At 39.4% G+C, this 16,070-nt stretch carries 20 protein-coding genes; 8 read left to right on the forward strand and 12 right to left on the reverse strand.

Going from position 1 to position 16,070, the window contains the following annotated elements; genetic code table 11:
- Positions 1-23 precede the first annotated feature (23 nt).
- Both LF822_RS15115 and deoD read right to left on the reverse strand, forming a co-directional pair.
- Positions 24-500 carry a divergent PAP2 family protein gene (locus tag LF822_RS15115; RefSeq protein ID WP_253924891.1) on the reverse strand — a complete coding sequence of 159 codons (477 nt, stop codon included), beginning with the start codon at positions 498-500 and terminating at the stop codon, positions 24-26.
- 155 nt (positions 501-655) lie between these two features.
- Positions 656-1,366, reverse strand: coding sequence for a purine-nucleoside phosphorylase (gene deoD / locus LF822_RS15120; RefSeq protein ID WP_253924892.1), 711 nt, complete (start codon positions 1,364-1,366; stop codon positions 656-658).
- 189 nt (positions 1,367-1,555) lie between these two features.
- Here deoD and LF822_RS15125 point away from each other — a divergent pair, with 189 nt between their 5' ends.
- The gene (locus LF822_RS15125) at positions 1,556-2,044 is read left to right on the forward strand and encodes a cation:proton antiporter regulatory subunit (RefSeq protein WP_253924893.1); all 489 of its coding nucleotides are present in this window, start codon (positions 1,556-1,558) and stop codon (positions 2,042-2,044) included.
- Positions 2,045-2,050: 6 nt separating this feature from the next.
- Positions 2,051-3,229, forward strand: coding sequence for a cation:proton antiporter (locus tag LF822_RS15130; RefSeq protein WP_253924894.1), 1,179 nt, complete (start codon positions 2,051-2,053; stop codon positions 3,227-3,229).
- Positions 3,230-3,515: 286 nt separating this feature from the next.
- On the opposite strand, the gene kapB is transcribed toward LF822_RS15130, so the two are convergent.
- Positions 3,516-3,899 (reverse strand): kinase-associated lipoprotein KapB, encoded by a 384-nt coding sequence (kapB, locus tag LF822_RS15135; RefSeq protein WP_253924895.1) that lies wholly within the window; start codon positions 3,897-3,899, stop codon positions 3,516-3,518.
- Between the two features lie 418 nt (positions 3,900-4,317).
- On the opposite strand from kapB, the gene LF822_RS15145 reads away from it, so the two are divergent.
- Entirely contained in the window at positions 4,318-4,887 is a 570-nt protein-coding gene (locus LF822_RS15145; protein ID WP_253924897.1) for a superoxide dismutase family protein, read from the forward strand.
- A gap of 22 nt (positions 4,888-4,909) precedes the next feature.
- On the opposite strand, the gene LF822_RS15150 is transcribed toward LF822_RS15145, so the two are convergent.
- Positions 4,910-6,091: a MalY/PatB family protein gene (locus LF822_RS15150; RefSeq protein WP_253924898.1), complete on the reverse strand. Its 1,182-nt coding sequence runs from the start codon at positions 6,089-6,091 to the stop codon at positions 4,910-4,912.
- Between the two features lie 165 nt (positions 6,092-6,256).
- Positions 6,257-6,631: a helix-turn-helix domain-containing protein gene (locus tag LF822_RS15155; protein ID WP_253924899.1), complete on the reverse strand. Its 375-nt coding sequence runs from the start codon at positions 6,629-6,631 to the stop codon at positions 6,257-6,259.
- Positions 6,632-6,782: 151 nt separating this feature from the next.
- Here LF822_RS15155 and yugI point away from each other — a divergent pair, with 151 nt between their 5' ends.
- Positions 6,783-7,175: a S1 domain-containing post-transcriptional regulator GSP13 gene (gene yugI / locus LF822_RS15160; RefSeq protein WP_253924900.1), complete on the forward strand. Its 393-nt coding sequence runs from the start codon at positions 6,783-6,785 to the stop codon at positions 7,173-7,175.
- A 29-nt stretch (positions 7,176-7,204) separates the two neighbouring features.
- On the opposite strand, the gene LF822_RS15165 is transcribed toward yugI, so the two are convergent.
- Positions 7,205-7,444, reverse strand: a complete 240-nt coding sequence (locus LF822_RS15165) for a DUF378 domain-containing protein (protein ID WP_253924960.1) — start codon at positions 7,442-7,444, stop codon at positions 7,205-7,207.
- Between the two features lie 148 nt (positions 7,445-7,592).
- Here LF822_RS15165 and LF822_RS15170 point away from each other — a divergent pair, with 148 nt between their 5' ends.
- The 3 genes from LF822_RS15170 (at position 7,593) to LF822_RS15180 (ending at position 10,745) form a co-directional block, all read left to right on the forward strand.
- Entirely contained in the window at positions 7,593-8,759 is a 1,167-nt protein-coding gene (locus tag LF822_RS15170; protein ID WP_253924901.1) for an iron-containing alcohol dehydrogenase, read from the forward strand.
- A gap of 129 nt (positions 8,760-8,888) precedes the next feature.
- Complete coding sequence (locus LF822_RS15175) at positions 8,889-10,235, forward strand: glucose-6-phosphate isomerase (protein WP_253924902.1); 1,347 nt, start codon at positions 8,889-8,891, stop codon at positions 10,233-10,235.
- A gap of 87 nt (positions 10,236-10,322) precedes the next feature.
- The gene (locus LF822_RS15180) at positions 10,323-10,745 is read left to right on the forward strand and encodes a YugN family protein (protein WP_253924903.1); all 423 of its coding nucleotides are present in this window, start codon (positions 10,323-10,325) and stop codon (positions 10,743-10,745) included.
- Here LF822_RS15180 and LF822_RS15185 read toward each other — a convergent pair.
- Both LF822_RS15185 and LF822_RS15190 read right to left on the reverse strand, forming a co-directional pair.
- Complete coding sequence (locus tag LF822_RS15185) at positions 10,722-11,720, reverse strand: potassium channel family protein (protein ID WP_253924904.1); 999 nt, start codon at positions 11,718-11,720, stop codon at positions 10,722-10,724. The genes LF822_RS15180 and LF822_RS15185 overlap by 24 nt on opposite strands.
- Positions 11,721-11,803: 83 nt before the next feature.
- Entirely contained in the window at positions 11,804-12,367 is a 564-nt protein-coding gene (locus LF822_RS15190) for a thioredoxin family protein (protein WP_253924905.1), read from the reverse strand.
- Positions 12,368-12,492: 125 nt separating this feature from the next.
- Here LF822_RS15190 and LF822_RS15195 point away from each other — a divergent pair, with 125 nt between their 5' ends.
- Complete coding sequence (locus LF822_RS15195; RefSeq protein ID WP_253924906.1) at positions 12,493-13,551, forward strand: M20/M25/M40 family metallo-hydrolase; 1,059 nt, start codon at positions 12,493-12,495, stop codon at positions 13,549-13,551.
- Positions 13,552-13,703: 152 nt separating this feature from the next.
- Here LF822_RS15195 and LF822_RS15200 read toward each other — a convergent pair whose 3' ends face one another.
- From LF822_RS15200 to LF822_RS15215, 4 genes are all read right to left on the reverse strand, one after another.
- Positions 13,704-14,192, reverse strand: coding sequence for a TspO/MBR family protein (locus LF822_RS15200; protein ID WP_253924907.1), 489 nt, complete (start codon positions 14,190-14,192; stop codon positions 13,704-13,706).
- 31 nt (positions 14,193-14,223) lie between these two features.
- Positions 14,224-14,592, reverse strand: a complete 369-nt coding sequence (locus tag LF822_RS15205) for a TraR/DksA C4-type zinc finger protein (RefSeq protein WP_253924908.1) — start codon at positions 14,590-14,592, stop codon at positions 14,224-14,226.
- 26 nt (positions 14,593-14,618) lie between these two features.
- Complete coding sequence (locus LF822_RS15210) at positions 14,619-15,023, reverse strand: PaaI family thioesterase (protein WP_253924909.1); 405 nt, start codon at positions 15,021-15,023, stop codon at positions 14,619-14,621.
- A gap of 73 nt (positions 15,024-15,096) precedes the next feature.
- On the reverse strand, positions 15,097-16,044 hold the full coding sequence (locus LF822_RS15215; RefSeq protein ID WP_253924910.1) for a 1,4-dihydroxy-2-naphthoate polyprenyltransferase: 948 nt from the start codon (positions 16,042-16,044) through the stop codon (positions 15,097-15,099).
- Positions 16,045-16,070 lie beyond the last annotated feature (26 nt).

The raw sequence follows: 16,070 nt of genomic DNA on the forward strand, positions 1-16,070 counted from the left end.
ATTTAAAATAAAGCCGGATTTTCCTATTTAAACATTGCGTATAAGAAAGTAGCAAGTAAAATACCAGTTAATCCTCCGAAAAATACTTCGATCGGCTTGTGCCCCAACAATTCTTTTAATTCTTCCCGCTTTTGAAATTGCTCTTTATTTGACCATTCTCTTGCTTCATTAACAAAACGATGAAAATCATTAAGGAGTATATTCAGCATGATTGCCTGCTCTCCTGTCTGACGTCTCACCCCTGTGGAGTCAAACATGACGATAATTGTAAATACAGCAGCGATGGCAAACATAGAAGAATCAAACCCCTGGTCTAAACCAACAGCTGTTGAAAGAGCGGTTACTGCTGCAGAATGGCTGCTGGGCATGCCGCCGGTACTAAAAGCGAGACCAGGATTCAGGGCGCGGGATGCTATGAATTGTATAGGGATTTTAATGACTTGAGCAAATATAATAGCGGCGATAGAAGCCCATAAAGGAAAATTCTGAAGTAAATCCATTTCTGTATACAACATCCTCTCTCTACGAATATGAAAGTAGTATAATGATTGTAGCATACAACTAAAATATTTGTCCTTCACGTGCATAGGAAGTATGTGTAGTTTTAGTGTAAAATAAAAAATAGAATGTCGAGGGGTTCTCGACATTCTATTTTCTATTCTTGAACAGCAGCTTCTAAGGCTACTTCAATCATTTCATTAAAAGTAGATTGACGTTCTTCAGAAGAAGTTTCTTCCCCTGTAAGGATGTGATCGCTCACAGTTAAAACAGACAAGGCTTCACGGCCGTATTTAGCAGCTAAAGTATATAGAGCTGTGGTTTCCATTTCAACCGCAAGCACATTGTACTTAGCGAGCAGGTTGAAGAGGTCCATAGCATGGTCTCGATAAAAGCTGTCGCTCGTAAATACATTTCCGACGCGCAGCTTCAGTCCCTTGTTAATACCTGCTTCATAAGCATTTTTTAGTAAGTTGAAATTAGCTGTAGGGGCGTAGTCAATACCGCCAAATACCATGCGGTTCATTTGAGAGTCTGTAGTAGACGTAGAAGCTAATATAACGTCACGGACTTTTACATCCTTTTGAAGAGCACCACATGTGCCTACACGAATTAATTTTTGGACATCATAACTCTCCATTAATTCATTAATATAAATGGAAATGGAAGGTACACCCATTCCAGTACCTTGAACGGAAATACGTTCGCCTCTATAAGTTCCTGTGTAGCCATACATGCCGCGCACTTCGTTGTAGCAAACGGCGTCTTCTAGGAAGTTTTCAGCTATATACTTCGCCCTTAACGGGTCTCCAGGCAGTAAGATTTTATCTGCAATATCTCCAGGTTTTGCTCCAATATGTACACTCATTAGTTTGACCTCCTTATCGTTATCTAGCACTTTTAAAATTACCATAACAATTTGTAGAAAACAAATAAACAAGTGGAATGGCAAATTGTCAACTGATAGAATAAACTTAATAAATAGACCGCTGCCAGGTTTATAATAAGAGTTTACGACTGAAAAGGAACTCATTGCGGCACAGAAAGGAATGTTAAGATGAATATTTCCATCTCTCAACTTCCTGGTATTGGACAAAAAATTTCTTTGAAAACAGCTGAAGAAAGCATGCTTGTATTGATTGTCCATCATACGGGGAAGAGAGAATTATATTTTTTTGATGATCAGGATAGTGAAGAAGCAGATTTTGCAATGGATTTGACTTCCGATGAGACGCGTGAGCTTGGGGCGCAGCTTCTTGGAGCTACTTATCAGCCTGTTAACGCTGATCAGCTTAAGATGTTTAAGAATCAAATCGTTATTGACTGGATCGAATTGAAACCAAGCTCGCCGATTGTTTACAAGACCATTGAGGAGTCTGAGGTGCGGAACTTAACCGGGGTAACTATTATAGGTATTATAAAAGGGGATGAGACAATTGCCATTCCGGAGGCTGATACTAAATTACAGCCTGGAGATGTCATTATGTCCATTGGAAAGCAGGACCAAATAGACAGCATGATCGCTCTGTGTAATGGAGGGGAATGATCAAACTTGCATACAGAATTTCCTGAATTATTAGGTGCAGGGCTCATTTTGCTATTTATTTTCTATCTTGGTTTTTTGAGCCTGAAAATTAAAATACCGAATGTTATTCTTTATATCCTTCTGGGAATCATTTTAGCAGATGCTCTGGCTGATAACGAAATTTTACATTTTGCAAGTGAAGTAGGAATCGTATTATTATTTTTTTTACTTGGACTAGAATTTAATGTGAAGCGTCTTGGAGGTATTGCCAAGAAAGTCTGGCCGGCCGGCTTATTGGACGTCTTTCTTAGTTTAGGTGTAACTACCGGTATTGCACTATTATTTAATTTAGATCTTTTTTCGAGCTTTCTTGTAGGGGGAATTGCATATGCTACCAGTTCTTCAATTACTGCTAAATTGCTCGATGATAGAGGACGTATGGCTAACTCGGAAACAGAGTTTATTCTTGCTATTTTAATTTTTGAAGATTTAGTAGCTCCCATAGTTGTAGCTGTTTTATTTGCTGTCAGTACAGGTGAAAATTTCACAAGCTTATCTGCAGTGTATTTGGTCGGGAAAATCATTGGATTGACACTCTTGGCTGTTCTTCTGGGTAAAACAGTTTTTAAAAAGTTTGAACGTTTTCTTGACCGTATTTCAGACGAAGATTTTAAAATAGCGGTACTTATAGGGATAGCATTAACATATGGTGGGTTTGCCCTCTTTCTTGGGCTTTCTGAAGTTCTTGGAGCGTTTCTGGCTGGGATGATGCTTGCGGAAATAGGAAGAATTGAAAAAGTCGAACAAACTATTATTCCAGTTAGGGATCTGATGCTCCCTACTTTCTTTGTTTATTTTGGTACAACCATAGAACTTGGAAATGGAGTACCTATGGCCTTTTTACTGGCAGTTGTAGTGATCTGGTCGATAGTGTCGAAGTTAATTCTAGGGGTCGCAGGAGGACCAATTTACGGGCTGTCTAAGCGTTCTTCTTTACGAGCAGGCTTATCCTTATGCGCAAGGGGAGAATTTTCTGTTGTCATGGCAAGTGCAGCCACAGGAGCACTAAAAGCGTTCAGTGGTCTATATATATTAATTGCTGCTTTTATTGGTATGTTTTTGTTTGAGAAAGCACCCAGAATAACAACAAAGATATATGGAAAACCAGTTAAGAAAAAGAAGAATCTGCGTGTGCCGGGTGATTAAGAAAGAGGCTGGGACATAAGTAAAGCGGTGTTGTCAAAAAACAAACATTTGTATAAACGCAGATGATTAGCGTAGTCAAAATGCGGAGACTCCTGTGGGATCAGCACGAGCCGAAGATCCGGAGGAAAGCGTTCTTTGCTTTCTGAGGAAGCTTAAGGCCGTGCCTGCGGAAAGCTAAGCATTTTGACGGAGTGATAGTGTGAATTCTCTTTAACCTAAATAATCCGAATTGATTTCTACAAAATCATTCGGATTATTTTATGTTTTATTCAGTTTTGTCCCGACCTCATTTAAAATATTGGTTTTCCAGTTCTTTCAGTTGTTTTAAGGCATGTTGATTAAATTCTGTTTCCCGCCGGCTTAATTTTTCCTTTAATTGTTCTACTGATTTTTTTAAAGATTCGGTATATTCAGGAACCTCCTGAATGCTCAGCTTTTCTACGGCTTTCTTATGGATATTTGCTTTCTCCTGATAACTTAACGCATTTCTCTGATGGAAAAATACTTCCTGTGTCTGCCCGGGATTATGCAGGTCTCCCTGCATCGGGTGTTTTTCAACAGCAAGGACTTTTATTAAATAAGCGTTAGGACGCTCTTCGATAAACTCGCCTATATAGACACCTGTTTTGTAATGAGCTCTGACGATGTCACTCTGGATTAATTGAGTCATATAATTCCTCCTTCTCTAATTCTATAGTAATTTAAGCCTGGCAATTGTGAATATATATTGAAAAATCTGCGGAGCAGTTATTCATTTGTTATAATAACATGCGAAGGGTTGTGATTTCTTATGATGGAATTTTTGTATTTTCCTGAGGACAAGTCCGAATATATTCCAGCTGTCCTAATGTTGGCAGTTTTTATTATTTTAGCTGGAATTACAATGTACTTTATAATTAAAGCTTCTCGCAAAGAAGAGAAAAAAACTGAAAACTTCTCCAATTCAAATGAACCTATGAATAATCATTCTAAAGATTATTCTTAAACAAGACTTACCCTGAGGGGCTTAAGTCTTGTTTTTTTGTTATAAAGTTTATTATTTAAGGAAAACCTATCCACAATACTGTCTGTGGAAGGGACGTTGGGTTATGAAGGCGTTGTTATGGTTTAATGTATTGTTTATAGTTTTTTTAACTGGGTGTAATGATGATAATCGTTCCCCGCTTGAAACTCCAATTTATAATCAGGATGGTGACCGTATTGGTAAAGCTGAATTTACTGAGAAGGCAGATGGGGTTGAAGTAAGTGTAACGGCTGAGGGACTGCCTTCAGGTGCCCACGGTATTCATATACATGAAAGACCAGAATGCAGGGGGCCGGACTTCAAAAGTGCTGGAAATCATTTTAATCCTAAAAATGTAGATCACGGACTGATGAATGAGAACGGGGCGCACACCGGCGACCTGCCAAATATTGAAGCGGCTGGTGATGGAAAAGTGGAAGTGGAACTAATGATCCAGGAGGCTACACTTAAAGATGGGCAGACGTCGTTATTAAGAGATGAAGGCACGTCAATTGTTATTACGAGTGAAGCTGATGACGGAATGAGTCAGCCTGCTGGAGATTCCGGAAACCGCATCGCTTGTGCTGAGATTACAACAGGTGCGGATAAAGATGAGACAAGTGATCCTACTGAACGCGATGAAAATAATGAATAAAACCAAAAGCCTGGTCAAATGACTAGGCTTTTGGTTTTTCACGTATTGCGTTTAGGATGCGGTTTACTCCTTCTGCAATAATATTGGGTGGAGCAGCTAAGTTCATTCTCATAAACCCCTCTCCTTCTTCACCAAAGGAAACTCCATCGTTCAGCCCGACCTTCGCTTGCTTTTGCATAAAGGATTTTAGTTCAGCCTGAGACATATTCAAAGAACGGCAATCCATCCAAAGCAAATATGTTCCTTCCAGGGGCAGTACTTTAATTTGGTTGGTGTTTTCTTCGAATTGCTCCATTACGAAATCACGGTTTGCCTCAATGGTTTCAAGCAGACCTTCCAGCCAGTCTTCACCGTGCAGATAAGCACTTTCCATGGCGGTCAACCCCAGAGTGTTTAGCATATGCATTCCCTGCTTATCAAAATGCGACTTTATTTTCTCACGTTTGTCTTTGCTCGATGTTACTAAGTAAGAAGCCTGCAGACCAGCTAAATTAAATGTCTTTGTAGGAGAAAAACATGTCACTGTCTGTTCATTTAACTTCTCTGTGAGTGAAGCGACCGGGAGGTGTTTATGTTCGTCCAGGACAAGGTCGGCATGAATTTCATCAGAAACAATGATGACATTATGATTTAAGCAGATCTCTCCCATTTTCAGCAGTTCTTCCTCGTTCCACACTCTTCCGACAGGGTTGTGAGGGTTACAGAGAATAAACATTTTTACTTCGTTTTCTATAATCTGTTTTTCAAAATCCTCAAAATCAATTGTATATCTTCCTTTATTATAAATTAAAGGATTTTTTACGACTTTACGTTCGTGATCATTAATAACACTATAAAAGGGAGGATAGACGGGTGGCTGAATTAGAATATGGTCTCCCTTATTCGTCAGTGCCTGTATAGTCATATGCAGGCTCGGGATGACACCAGGGCTGTAAGTTATCCAGTCTTCTTTTATTTTCCATTGATGCCTTTTGGAAAGCCACTCTATAATGGTGTGTTTAACATTTTCATCTGGCATCGTATAGCCGAATATTCCGTGATCCACTCTCTCCTTCAGATCACTAATTACTGCCTCTGGAACTTGAAAGTCCATGTCGGCCACCCACATTGGTAATATATCTTTGTCTTGATAGAGCTGCTCTGCATAATCCCACTTAACAGAACGAGTTCCTTTACGCTGGATTACATTAGAAAATTGACTCACTGTTACCACTCCATTCGTTCATTACTAGGTTAATCATATCGGAAAATTGTGAAGGAAAAAAACAATGTGATCGTTTATTGGCACAAAAAAAAAGCAAAGCGATAAATTCGCTTTGCTACACAGGGGGAATACGAGAAAGTCTTACGCTAATAAATATAGCCATAATTAAAGATCTTTAAACCTATTTTTTTCATTTTTTTCATTTTTTAAATCATAAAGTAGATTCATAGCCTTTAATACTTCATCTTCAGAAAAGTCTAAAGCTTTTCTCAGCAGTAATTTTGTCCTCTTAACACCGACCTGCTGAACGAGCTGATGTAGCTCATCATCAATTACACGTTCTTCTTCATCTTCCATTAGTTCTGAAGCTGGAATATCAAGAACAGTTGAGATTTTTAATAGCGTATCGAGTTCAGGAATGCGTTCATTGTTTTCATATGATTCTAGTGTTTGTACACCAATTCTAGCTTTTAAAGCAAGATTTTCTTTTGTTAATTCTTTGAGGTTGCGATATTTTTGGATATTTTCACCAACAGCCATTTTTATCCCTCCTCATATTTCAATAATTATATCATAAACGTAAGATTCATTAGTGTATATTTCATGAACTCTTTGCTTAAAGAGAAAAGGTATGGTAAAATCAATAATTGCGTGAAAAGAAACGAATAATTTATATCAGGAGTTGTATAGCATGTCAGATAAGTTTCAAGAAGGTCAGGTTTTAGAAGGTAAAGTTACTGGTATTCAGCCATACGGAGCATTTGTTGCTTTAGATGAGAAAGTTCAAGGGCTTGTCCACATTTCTGAAGTAACCCATGGTTACGTGAAGGATATTAACGAGCACCTTACGGAAGGTGACGAAGTACAAGTTAAAATTTTGAACATCGATGAAGAAAAGAATAAATATTCTCTTTCTATCCGTGCTACTCAGGAAGCGCCTAAACAGGAACAGCGCCGTCCACGTAAACAAACAGCTGCTAAACCACAGCAACAGGAAGAAGCCTCTGCAGGTTTCAATACTCTTAAAGATAAACTAGAAGATTGGATCAAGCAGTCTGACGACCGTGAGAAATATCGCAAGTAATTAAAAACCCGGCCTATGCCGGGTTTTTGTTATTTTTCAGTTGCGTCAACTGTAGCATCATGAAATTCAGCGGCACGTGAGAAATAGATCGAAATCGCTATAAGTCCACTAATTCCTACAAGTGTATAAATAACACGCGCGAAGGCTCCACTTTGCTCACCGCCCCCAAACAATCCTGCTACAAGGTCATATTGGAATAGTCCAATCAACCCCCAGTTAATTGCACCGACGATAATTAAAAACAGTGCTGTTCTTTGTAACCAGCTCATCATTATCCCTCCTTTTTTTTGCTTTACATGCATAGGTTGAACATTGATTGAAATTTTATACATGACGCTTTTCTTTTGAGTATGAATTGGAAATAAGGGATAATGTGATAATGTAAGAAGTACTTTCACAACTGGAAGGAGAAGTTAAATGGATTCATTTACATTTCACAATCCAACGAAATTAATTTTCGGTAAGGATCAAGTAGAACAACTATCTGAACAAATACCCGGAGCTGCCAGGAAAGTTCTGATTGTTTACGGTGGCGGAAGTATAAAAAGAAATGGTGTATACGATATAGTTACAGATCAACTAGACCAACTAAATGTTGAAATATTTGAATTACCTGGGGTCGAGCCCAACCCAAGGCTGACTACTGTAAGAAGAGGAGTCGACATTTGTAAGCAGGAGGGCATCGATTTCTTGTTAGCCGTAGGCGGCGGAAGTGTTATTGACTGCACAAAAACAATTGCAGCAGGTGCGAAATATGATGGTGATGCCTGGGATCTAGTAACGCGTCAGGCTACTCCGGAGGGTGCATTGCCATTCGGTACGGTATTGACATTAGCAGCTACCGGTTCAGAAATGAATGGCGGCGCAGTTATAACTAATTGGGAAACTAATGAGAAGTATGGCTGGGGCTTTGCGCCTTATACGTATCCGGCTTTTTCCATTTTAGATCCACAGCATACAATTTCCGTTCCTCGTGATCAGACGATATACGGTATTGTAGATATGATGAGTCATTTATTGGAACAATACTTTCACAATGATACACAATCGCCCATACAGGATGAAATGATTGAAGGCGTGCTTCGAACCGTTATTGATACTGCACCAAAGCTTCTTGACGATTTAGAATCATTTGAACACCGCGAAACAATTCTATATGCAGGCACTATTGCATTAAATGGTATGCTGCAAATGGGGTACCGCGGAGACTGGGCAACACACAATATTGAACATGCTGTTTCAGCGGTTTATGACATTCCTCACGCAGGAGGACTTGCAATATTGTTCCCAAATTGGATGAAGCATAACCTTGATACCAATGTGGACCGATTTGCCCGTCTTGCAGTTAAAGTTTTTCATGTGAGCGAGGAAGGGAAATCTTCACGTGAAGCCGCTGAAGAGGGAATAAAGGAACTGCAGAAATTCTGGTCTTCTCTTGGAGCACCTCAAACCTTAGCTGATTATGATATTGGAGACGACCAATTTAATGTGATCATCAATCGTGCTATGAAACGCGGAGCATTCGGAAACTTCAACAAACTGGAAGATGACGATGTAAAAACCATTTTAGAATTATCTAAATAACGAAAAGGGCACAATAAGTGTCCTTTTTTAAATGAATGCGTTTACAATTACAACCTTACTTGATTTGAAAGGTAGGTTTCGATAAAGTAAAAATGACTTAGTAAATTTATGAACCTGGAGGAATGATCAATGACACATGTGCGATTTGACTATGAAAAAGCCCTTCCATTCTTTGGTGAGCATGAGCTTGAATATGTGCAGGATGCCGTAAGTCTGGCCCATAACGCTTTACACGAGAAAACAGGTGCAGGAAGTGATTACCTTGGATGGCTGGATCTTCCTGAAAATTATGACCGAGAAGAATTTTCACGCATTCAGCAATCAGCAGAAAAAATAAAAAATGATTCTGATGTTCTTCTTGTCATTGGGATCGGCGGTTCATATCTGGGGGCACGTGCCGCTATTGAAATGTTAAATCACAGTTTCTACAATGAACTGTCTTCAGAGCAGCGTAAAACGCCGCAGGTCTTCTTTGTAGGTAACAGCATTAGTGCACCTTATTTAAACGATCTATTCGACCTGCTTAAAGACAAAGATGTTTCAGTTAACGTGATTTCGAAAAGTGGAACTACTACAGAGCCTGCCATTGCTTTCCGGGCTTTCCGTAAATTTCTTGAAGACAAATATGGACAAGAAGAAGCTCAGAAACGCATTTATGCAACAACAGATAAAGAAAAAGGAGCACTTAAGACTTTAGCTGATGAACAAGGGTATGAATCCTTTGTTGTACCTGATGATGTCGGAGGCCGGTACTCAGTACTTACCGCTGTAGGTTTACTACCTATCGCTGTCAGCGGAGTAGACATAGAAAATATGATGGAAGGTGCTCAAAAAGCACAGAACGATCTTAACACGGACAAACTGTCAGAGAATCCTGCTTATCAGTATGCCGCTGTTAGAAATGTTTTATACAGCAAAGGAAAAACAATCGAAATGATGATTAATTATGAGCCTTCTCTTCAATATTTCTCTGAATGGTGGAAACAGTTATTCGGTGAAAGTGAAGGGAAAGACCAAAAAGGAATTTATCCTTCTTCCGCTAACTTCTCAACTGACCTGCATTCCCTGGGCCAATACGTGCAGGATGGACGCCGCGATTTGTTTGAAACGGTTCTTCATGTGGAAAAAGCTAAGTCAGATTACACCATAGAAGAAGATGAACAGAACTTAGACGGGTTAAATTACCTGGCGGGACAGACGGTGGATTATGTTAATGAAAAAGCTTACCAGGGTACGATGCTCGCACACACTGATGGGGAAGTTCCGAACTTAATCGTTCATGTTCCTGAACTTAATGCTTATACATTCGGATACCTCGTATACTTTTTCGAGAAGGCCTGCGCTTTAAGTGGTTATCTGCTGGGGGTTAATCCCTTCGATCAGCCGGGCGTAGAAGCATACAAGAAAAATATGTTTGCTCTTTTAGGAAAGCCGGGTTTTGAAAAAGAAAAAGAAGAATTAGAACAGCGTCTATAATAATAATAATGTGAAACCACCTCCAGTTATTGGTTAATCGGAGGTGGTTTTTTTGGGTAAACTAAAGGCTGAAGGAGGGATGAAATTATGTTTACAATAGAATCGGAATTAACGAATAAGTTCTACGTTTACCACGAAATGGAAGAGGCGCTTGAACCTTTAGGCTTTAAAATGGCTGACAACTGGGATTACGACCATGGCTATTTTGATTATAAAATTGATAATCACAATGGATACCTTTTTCTAAGGATTCCTATAGAAGTCATGGGCGGGTACCTGGATTCTCCTGATGAGGCAAATATGGTTAAAATAAAAGCCCCGTTTCTTCTATACCACCAGTTTCAAGATGGACTGGACGACCATGTAAGGGAAGGGAATATTAGAGCGTCCTTTGATCAGTTCCAGGAACCTAAAGACAGAGATGCGGAGTTTCCTAAAGAATACATTGAAGCGGGAAGAAAGGCTTTAAAGGATGCTGAACAAGCATTACGATCTCAGCGTAACCAATAAGATTAAAGTTTGTACGTTTTCGAGCGGTAAGGAAGGTTTCAATGTAAAGTGTACATCTTTATTATATCTGTAGCCTATGACAATTGAGCCTTTATTTAAGTGAAATTGAACTGCATCCTCCATTGTCTTGTGATTATAGCCTTCAGGGATAGGCTCTTCATGGAACTGCCGGGATGTTAATAAGGCTAATAACAATTCAAAAGGCTCGATCGGATCATTATGGTAGAGTTCATGATAAAATAAGGTGCTCATAAAATCATTAGAACGGATGACACGGTTTGCTCCTGCTCGCTCTGCATTAATTTTTTGCTGCTCAGTCAATACTTCTGCAATAATAAATAATTGCGAATTATGCCCTTTTAAGGAAACGATTTGATGGATAACTGATTGATCAGCGGCATGTTCTGCTTTAGAGGGATCAGCTGTGATCACTGCCAGTTTGGCTTCCTTTACATTTGCCTTCTCGAGAGTCTCCTCCGTTGTTGCGTCCCCATTAATAAAATGAACGTATGAGTGATTCTCATAAAGGCGTTTCATGGTACGATCCAGAAGTACGATATATTCATGACAATGATTTTCAGTCATCATTTCAATCAGCTGCCGGGTTCGTTCATTCCACCCGATTAATACGATATGCCCGCTGCCCTTATAGTCTACTTTTCCACTGGATAAATCACGTTCGTGTTTAACGGTCGCTGCTGACAAGGTGGCCATGTAAAAAGTTACTAATCCACCTCCCGTTAGAATGAGAAAGATTGCTGTAATCTTTCCCGGTGTACTTAAGGGGACATAATCACCATAGCCAACGGTAGCTCCGGTCACAAATGCCCACCAAATACCGTCAAATACAGTAGGGAAATTATTCGGCTCTATTGCATGAATGAGCATTCCAAAGAAAATCATAAATACGAACACAGTACTAAGCAGTCTTAAAAATAATGGAAGTTGAAAATAATAACGGATCCAGTGCTGCACGATAAGCACCTCTTTTTTATCTAGTATGTCTGCATTGATACAAATTCAAACATTCAAAAAGCCTCCCAATGAGGGAGGCTCAATTAATGAGAGAAGCTCGTCAGTTTATTTTTCATATCTTTAAATACATAATCTCTAAAATCTTCATTATCTCTAAAAGCTTTTGTTACGAATTGGAACATCTCTTTCTGTTTTTCTTTAAATTGAGGATGGTCCTCTCCGGGTAAGGATGAAGTTGCGTTATCAATAAACTGCTGAAGCTCCGGCGCGCGGGGGCCCCAGTGAAGTACTTCTTTTCCTTCTCGATCAATTATAATAATTTTGGGGATTGACCGGGACTGCTGATTGGTCAGATAGTGATCCATTAATTCAAGGTTCTCATCTCTTGAGAGAAAATGTGTGTGAATTCTTCCCGCTTCGGCAATTCTTAAAAAAACAGGTATATTGAGCATGGCGTCTCCACACCAGTCTTCTGTTAATATGATTGCTCTCCAATTATTTCCTCTTAAACTTGATAAAAGCGGCTCATCTTCTGTTGGGATTCTAAAGTTTTCATAAATATAAATAAAGCCCTCCTGATGCTGCTTCATAGAATCTACATATTCTTGGGCACTTTTACCTTTAGCATACCAATCATTTAATTCCATTGTCATTCCTCCTTCATCACGACATCCTTATACTTGTTCCCTATTTAAGAATTAATTAAGCGCACTTTTATATTTTATAAGTCCAAGTGTTATAATTTAGTGAGAAACTGATTGGAGGTATACATATGAAATTGCAAAATCAAGACTTGTTAATGGAGCTTTTAAACACTCCGTCCCCTTCAAGTATGGAAATGGAAATCCAGAAACGCTGGATTAAAGAAATGAATTCGTACGCAGATGAGATACGAACCGATCACGCAGGAAATGCAATAGCCGTATTAAACCCCGAAGCAGAATTTAAGGTTTTATTGGCAGGGCATTGTGACGAAATCGCACTGGTCATAAACCGTATTGATGAGGATGGTTATTTATACATCGATAAGATGGGAGGGATTAACCCGAAAGCAGCCGTAGGAATGAAGGTTTCTGTGCTGGGCAGTAATAAAACACTCCATGGTGTAATTGGTGTAAATGCTCAGCACCACGGCGGGCTGAAAGGGGATTTTGATTTAGATGAGCTGTTTATTGATTGTGGAGCTAAGTCTAAGGATGAGATAGAAGCTTTTGTTCGTATTGGCGATCTCGCTGTCTATAATCGTGAGCCTGAAATATTGATGAATCGCTATGTTACAGGTAGAGGATTGGATAACAGAACAGGGCAGTTTATCGTTGGAGAAGTGCTCCGCCGGCTTTCTCAAAAGAACTTAAACGTAGGGGTGTATGCTGCCAGTACAGTAAACGAAGAAACGAATATGGGTGGAGCTTATTTTGCTGCTGCGGGTGTAAAGCCGAGTATGGCGATTGCGTGTGATGTGACGTTTGCCACCGATTATCCTGGAGTGAACAAAAATAAGTATGGCGATATTAAACTTGAAGGCGGTCCTGTACTGGCGAAAGGTGCTCCTATTAACCGTAAAATTAATCAGCTGCTCGAGTCCAGTGCTCAAAAACTGAATATGAAAGTGCAATTTGAATTGACATCAAGAGCGACCGGCACTGATGCAGATCGTATGAGATTAACAGGAGAAGGAGTGCCTGTCAGTCTTGTATCCCTTCCCTTACGATATATGCACTCACCTGTAGAAACGGCGAGTCTCTCTGATATCAATCAAGAAATCGACTTGCTTGTAAATATGATTGAAAATATGACGGGGAATGAAAGCTTGAATCCTCTGGACGAGTAAAAATAATTCTCTATTTCATATTGGATTTCTAAACTAACTAAATAAATTACTAAAATAATTTTTAATTAAAGAGTATAAATCCTTTGTGGATTTATACTCGAATTTCAATTATATAGTTCCTTCCCATCATCTCTAAAGAGCACCAGCAGCCTTTAGAATAAAGCGGTCATTCCAGGGTTAAGTGAATAAATTGTAAAAGCCAGTACCGTTGCAAAGCTGCTCCAAACCACATAGGGGATAAGCAGACTACCGCTTATCCGGTTCTTTTTAAATAAAAGGATTGTCAGCCACAGTGAGGTTACAGCAACTAACACGCAATCTATAGAAGCCAGCAATAAGTCTTTCTGTATAAATTGAAAGTAGCTGAACAATTGATTAAATACGTAGTTCATAAGTAGAACAAACCAAACGCTTTTGGGGATCTCCTTGTATCCATATCTATATACAATAATGGAAAGAGCAAGTGAGATTAACCCAAATAAAACGCCCCAAATGATTCCGATTGAACCCCCTGCTGGTGTCCAACAGGGCTTATCTAATTGGTTGTACCAGCTTTGGTCTATTGGAAACAAAAATCCTGCAACAGAAAAAGAAATATAAATTAATATAAAGCTTAAAGCGGCTGTAAAAAGTTTTCTCATACTATATAACTATACTAAAAGAAGAACGGAATTACTTCCGTTCTTCTTCCGCCTCATTAACATTAAATCTAGCAGCAGGCATGGCTTCCAAACGTTCTAACGGAATAGGGTCGCCTGATTTTTCACTTATACCATAGGTTCCGTTCTCAATCCTGTCTAAGGCATCGTTAATGTCCATTAACCTCTCTTTTGACTGTTCGTATAAGGTTTGTTCCTTTTCGCGTTCATGCTGAACAGTTCCTAGGTCGCCAGGATGATCTGATACGCTGGATAATTCTCCTTCGTAGTCACTGGAGGATTGGTCCTGTTTTTTTAAATATTGATTAATGTTATCTTCTGCTTCTTCCTTCATTTTCTCTAACTGTTGTTTAAAATGAGCGAGTTGTTTTTCATTAAGCATAATATTATTAAACTCCTTTCAATATGTTAGGAGGTTTTTAGAGGCACTACCCCCACCGTACAGCGGGATATTGAAATAAGTTCATTATCTTCATCTGTAACTTTAATTTCCCAGACCATGGTTCGCTTACCAATGTGAAATGGTCTGGCTGTGCCGTACACAGATCCGGTTCGCGTACTTTTAATATGGTTGGCGTTAATTTCTATTCCGAAGACCTGATGAGTATTCGGATCAATATTTAAAAAACCCGCTATACTTGCAGCGGATTCCGCCAAAGCCACAGTTGCTCCACCATGTAAATAGCCCATAGGCTGCTGCGTACGTTTATCGACCGGCATTTTTAAAGTAACTTGATCGGGGGCAGCTTCAACTACCTCTATACCTAACGTTTCCATTAATGTGTTTTCCATAGATAGTTTCAAACTTATCATTCCTTTCTATTATTCCCCTCATAGGATAGGTCAAACCTATTGAAAAAGGATGGTCTAATAACCATCCAGTTGTTTAAAGCGTTAGAGGTATATACAAATGCAGCAGTAAAGAAAGACCTAAAAGAAGCCCGTAAAACGTGTTTGTTTGTGCAGTAGCTTTCATGGCAGGCATCATTTCTAAAGGTGTATTTTTGTTTTTAAATCCCATTACGGAAGCTTTTGCTTTTATTAAACTCAGCAATGCAATAATCGACCAAATGGGTAAGACTCCTATTGAGATAAGAACCACCGTCAATCCATAGGCCAACCCATAAATAGAAGTTAAGAAATGGATTGCCCCCTCATGACCAAACAAAATAGCGAGGGTTCTCCGACCGTTTTCGGCATCACCCACCCGGTCCCTTATGTTATTTGCCAGCAAAATCGCTCCGATAAATATGGCAACAGGTAAGGAAATAATTAACACATTTAATTCAAGAGTCAGGGTTTGTATATAATAGCTTATGCCAATAATAATCGTGCCCATGAAGATGCCGGCTGTCACTTCTCCATAAGGGGTATAAGCAATAGGGTAAGGTCCGCCGGTATAAAGATATCCAAACAGCATACTTATAATGCCGATTGCTGCGATCCACCAGCTTGAAGAAGCGCATATATATACACCTAATAATGTTGCCGCTCCAAGGAAACTATAAGCTAAGACCTTAACAGTAGTGGGGCTAATCCCGTCCCGTACTATGGCACCTCCAATCCCGACTGACTTTTCATTATCAAGTCCGTGAACATAGTCGAAATATTCATTAAACATATTAGTAGCTGCTTGTATTAAAATTGAGGCCAGCAGCATGGCCGTAAATAATCCAATATGCAGTGCTCCGTCTAAAGCGGCCAGCATGGAACCGATAAATACAGGTACAAAAGCGGCAGTCAATGTATGGGGGCGTAATAACCGCCACCATATTTGAAAGCCGTCCCGCTCGTTTAAGGAAGCTTTTACATCTTGATTAGGTACCGTGTTCATGGGGGTCATCTCCCTTGGATTAAATA

Origin of the sequence: Halobacillus sp. A5, from assembly GCF_024189315.1 — a bacterium.
Taxonomy (GTDB): domain Bacteria; phylum Bacillota; class Bacilli; order Bacillales; family Halobacillaceae; genus Halobacillus_A.

Bases quoted from the DNA above. Each gene is read 5' to 3' on its own strand.
- LF822_RS15195 (WP_253924906.1), top strand. From the start codon at position 12,493: ATGAAATTGCAAAATCAAGACTTGTTAATGGAGCTTTTAAACACTCCG.
- LF822_RS15125 (WP_253924893.1), top strand. From the start codon at position 1,556: ATGAATATTTCCATCTCTCAACTTCCTGGTATTGGACAAAAAATTTCT.
- LF822_RS15170 (WP_253924901.1), top strand. From the start codon at position 7,593: ATGGATTCATTTACATTTCACAATCCAACGAAATTAATTTTCGGTAAG.
- LF822_RS15205 (WP_253924908.1), bottom strand. From the start codon at position 14,592: ATGCTTAATGAAAAACAACTCGCTCATTTTAAACAACAGTTAGAGAAA.
- LF822_RS15190 (WP_253924905.1), bottom strand. From the start codon at position 12,367: ATGGAATTAAATGATTGGTATGCTAAAGGTAAAAGTGCCCAAGAATAT.
- LF822_RS15175 (WP_253924902.1), top strand. From the start codon at position 8,889: ATGACACATGTGCGATTTGACTATGAAAAAGCCCTTCCATTCTTTGGT.
- yugI (WP_253924900.1), top strand. From the start codon at position 6,783: ATGTCAGATAAGTTTCAAGAAGGTCAGGTTTTAGAAGGTAAAGTTACT.
- LF822_RS15155 (WP_253924899.1), bottom strand. From the start codon at position 6,631: ATGGCTGTTGGTGAAAATATCCAAAAATATCGCAACCTCAAAGAATTA.
- LF822_RS15165 (WP_253924960.1), bottom strand. From the start codon at position 7,444: ATGAGCTGGTTACAAAGAACAGCACTGTTTTTAATTATCGTCGGTGCA.
- LF822_RS15200 (WP_253924907.1), bottom strand. From the start codon at position 14,192: ATGAGAAAACTTTTTACAGCCGCTTTAAGCTTTATATTAATTTATATT.
- LF822_RS15215 (WP_253924910.1), bottom strand. From the start codon at position 16,044: ATGAACACGGTACCTAATCAAGATGTAAAAGCTTCCTTAAACGAGCGG.
- LF822_RS15115 (WP_253924891.1), bottom strand. From the start codon at position 500: ATGGATTTACTTCAGAATTTTCCTTTATGGGCTTCTATCGCCGCTATT.
- kapB (WP_253924895.1), bottom strand. From the start codon at position 3,899: ATGACTCAATTAATCCAGAGTGACATCGTCAGAGCTCATTACAAAACA.
- LF822_RS15145 (WP_253924897.1), top strand. From the start codon at position 4,318: ATGAAGGCGTTGTTATGGTTTAATGTATTGTTTATAGTTTTTTTAACT.
- LF822_RS15210 (WP_253924909.1), bottom strand. From the start codon at position 15,023: ATGATAAGTTTGAAACTATCTATGGAAAACACATTAATGGAAACGTTA.
- deoD (WP_253924892.1), bottom strand. From the start codon at position 1,366: ATGAGTGTACATATTGGAGCAAAACCTGGAGATATTGCAGATAAAATC.
- LF822_RS15180 (WP_253924903.1), top strand. From the start codon at position 10,323: ATGTTTACAATAGAATCGGAATTAACGAATAAGTTCTACGTTTACCAC.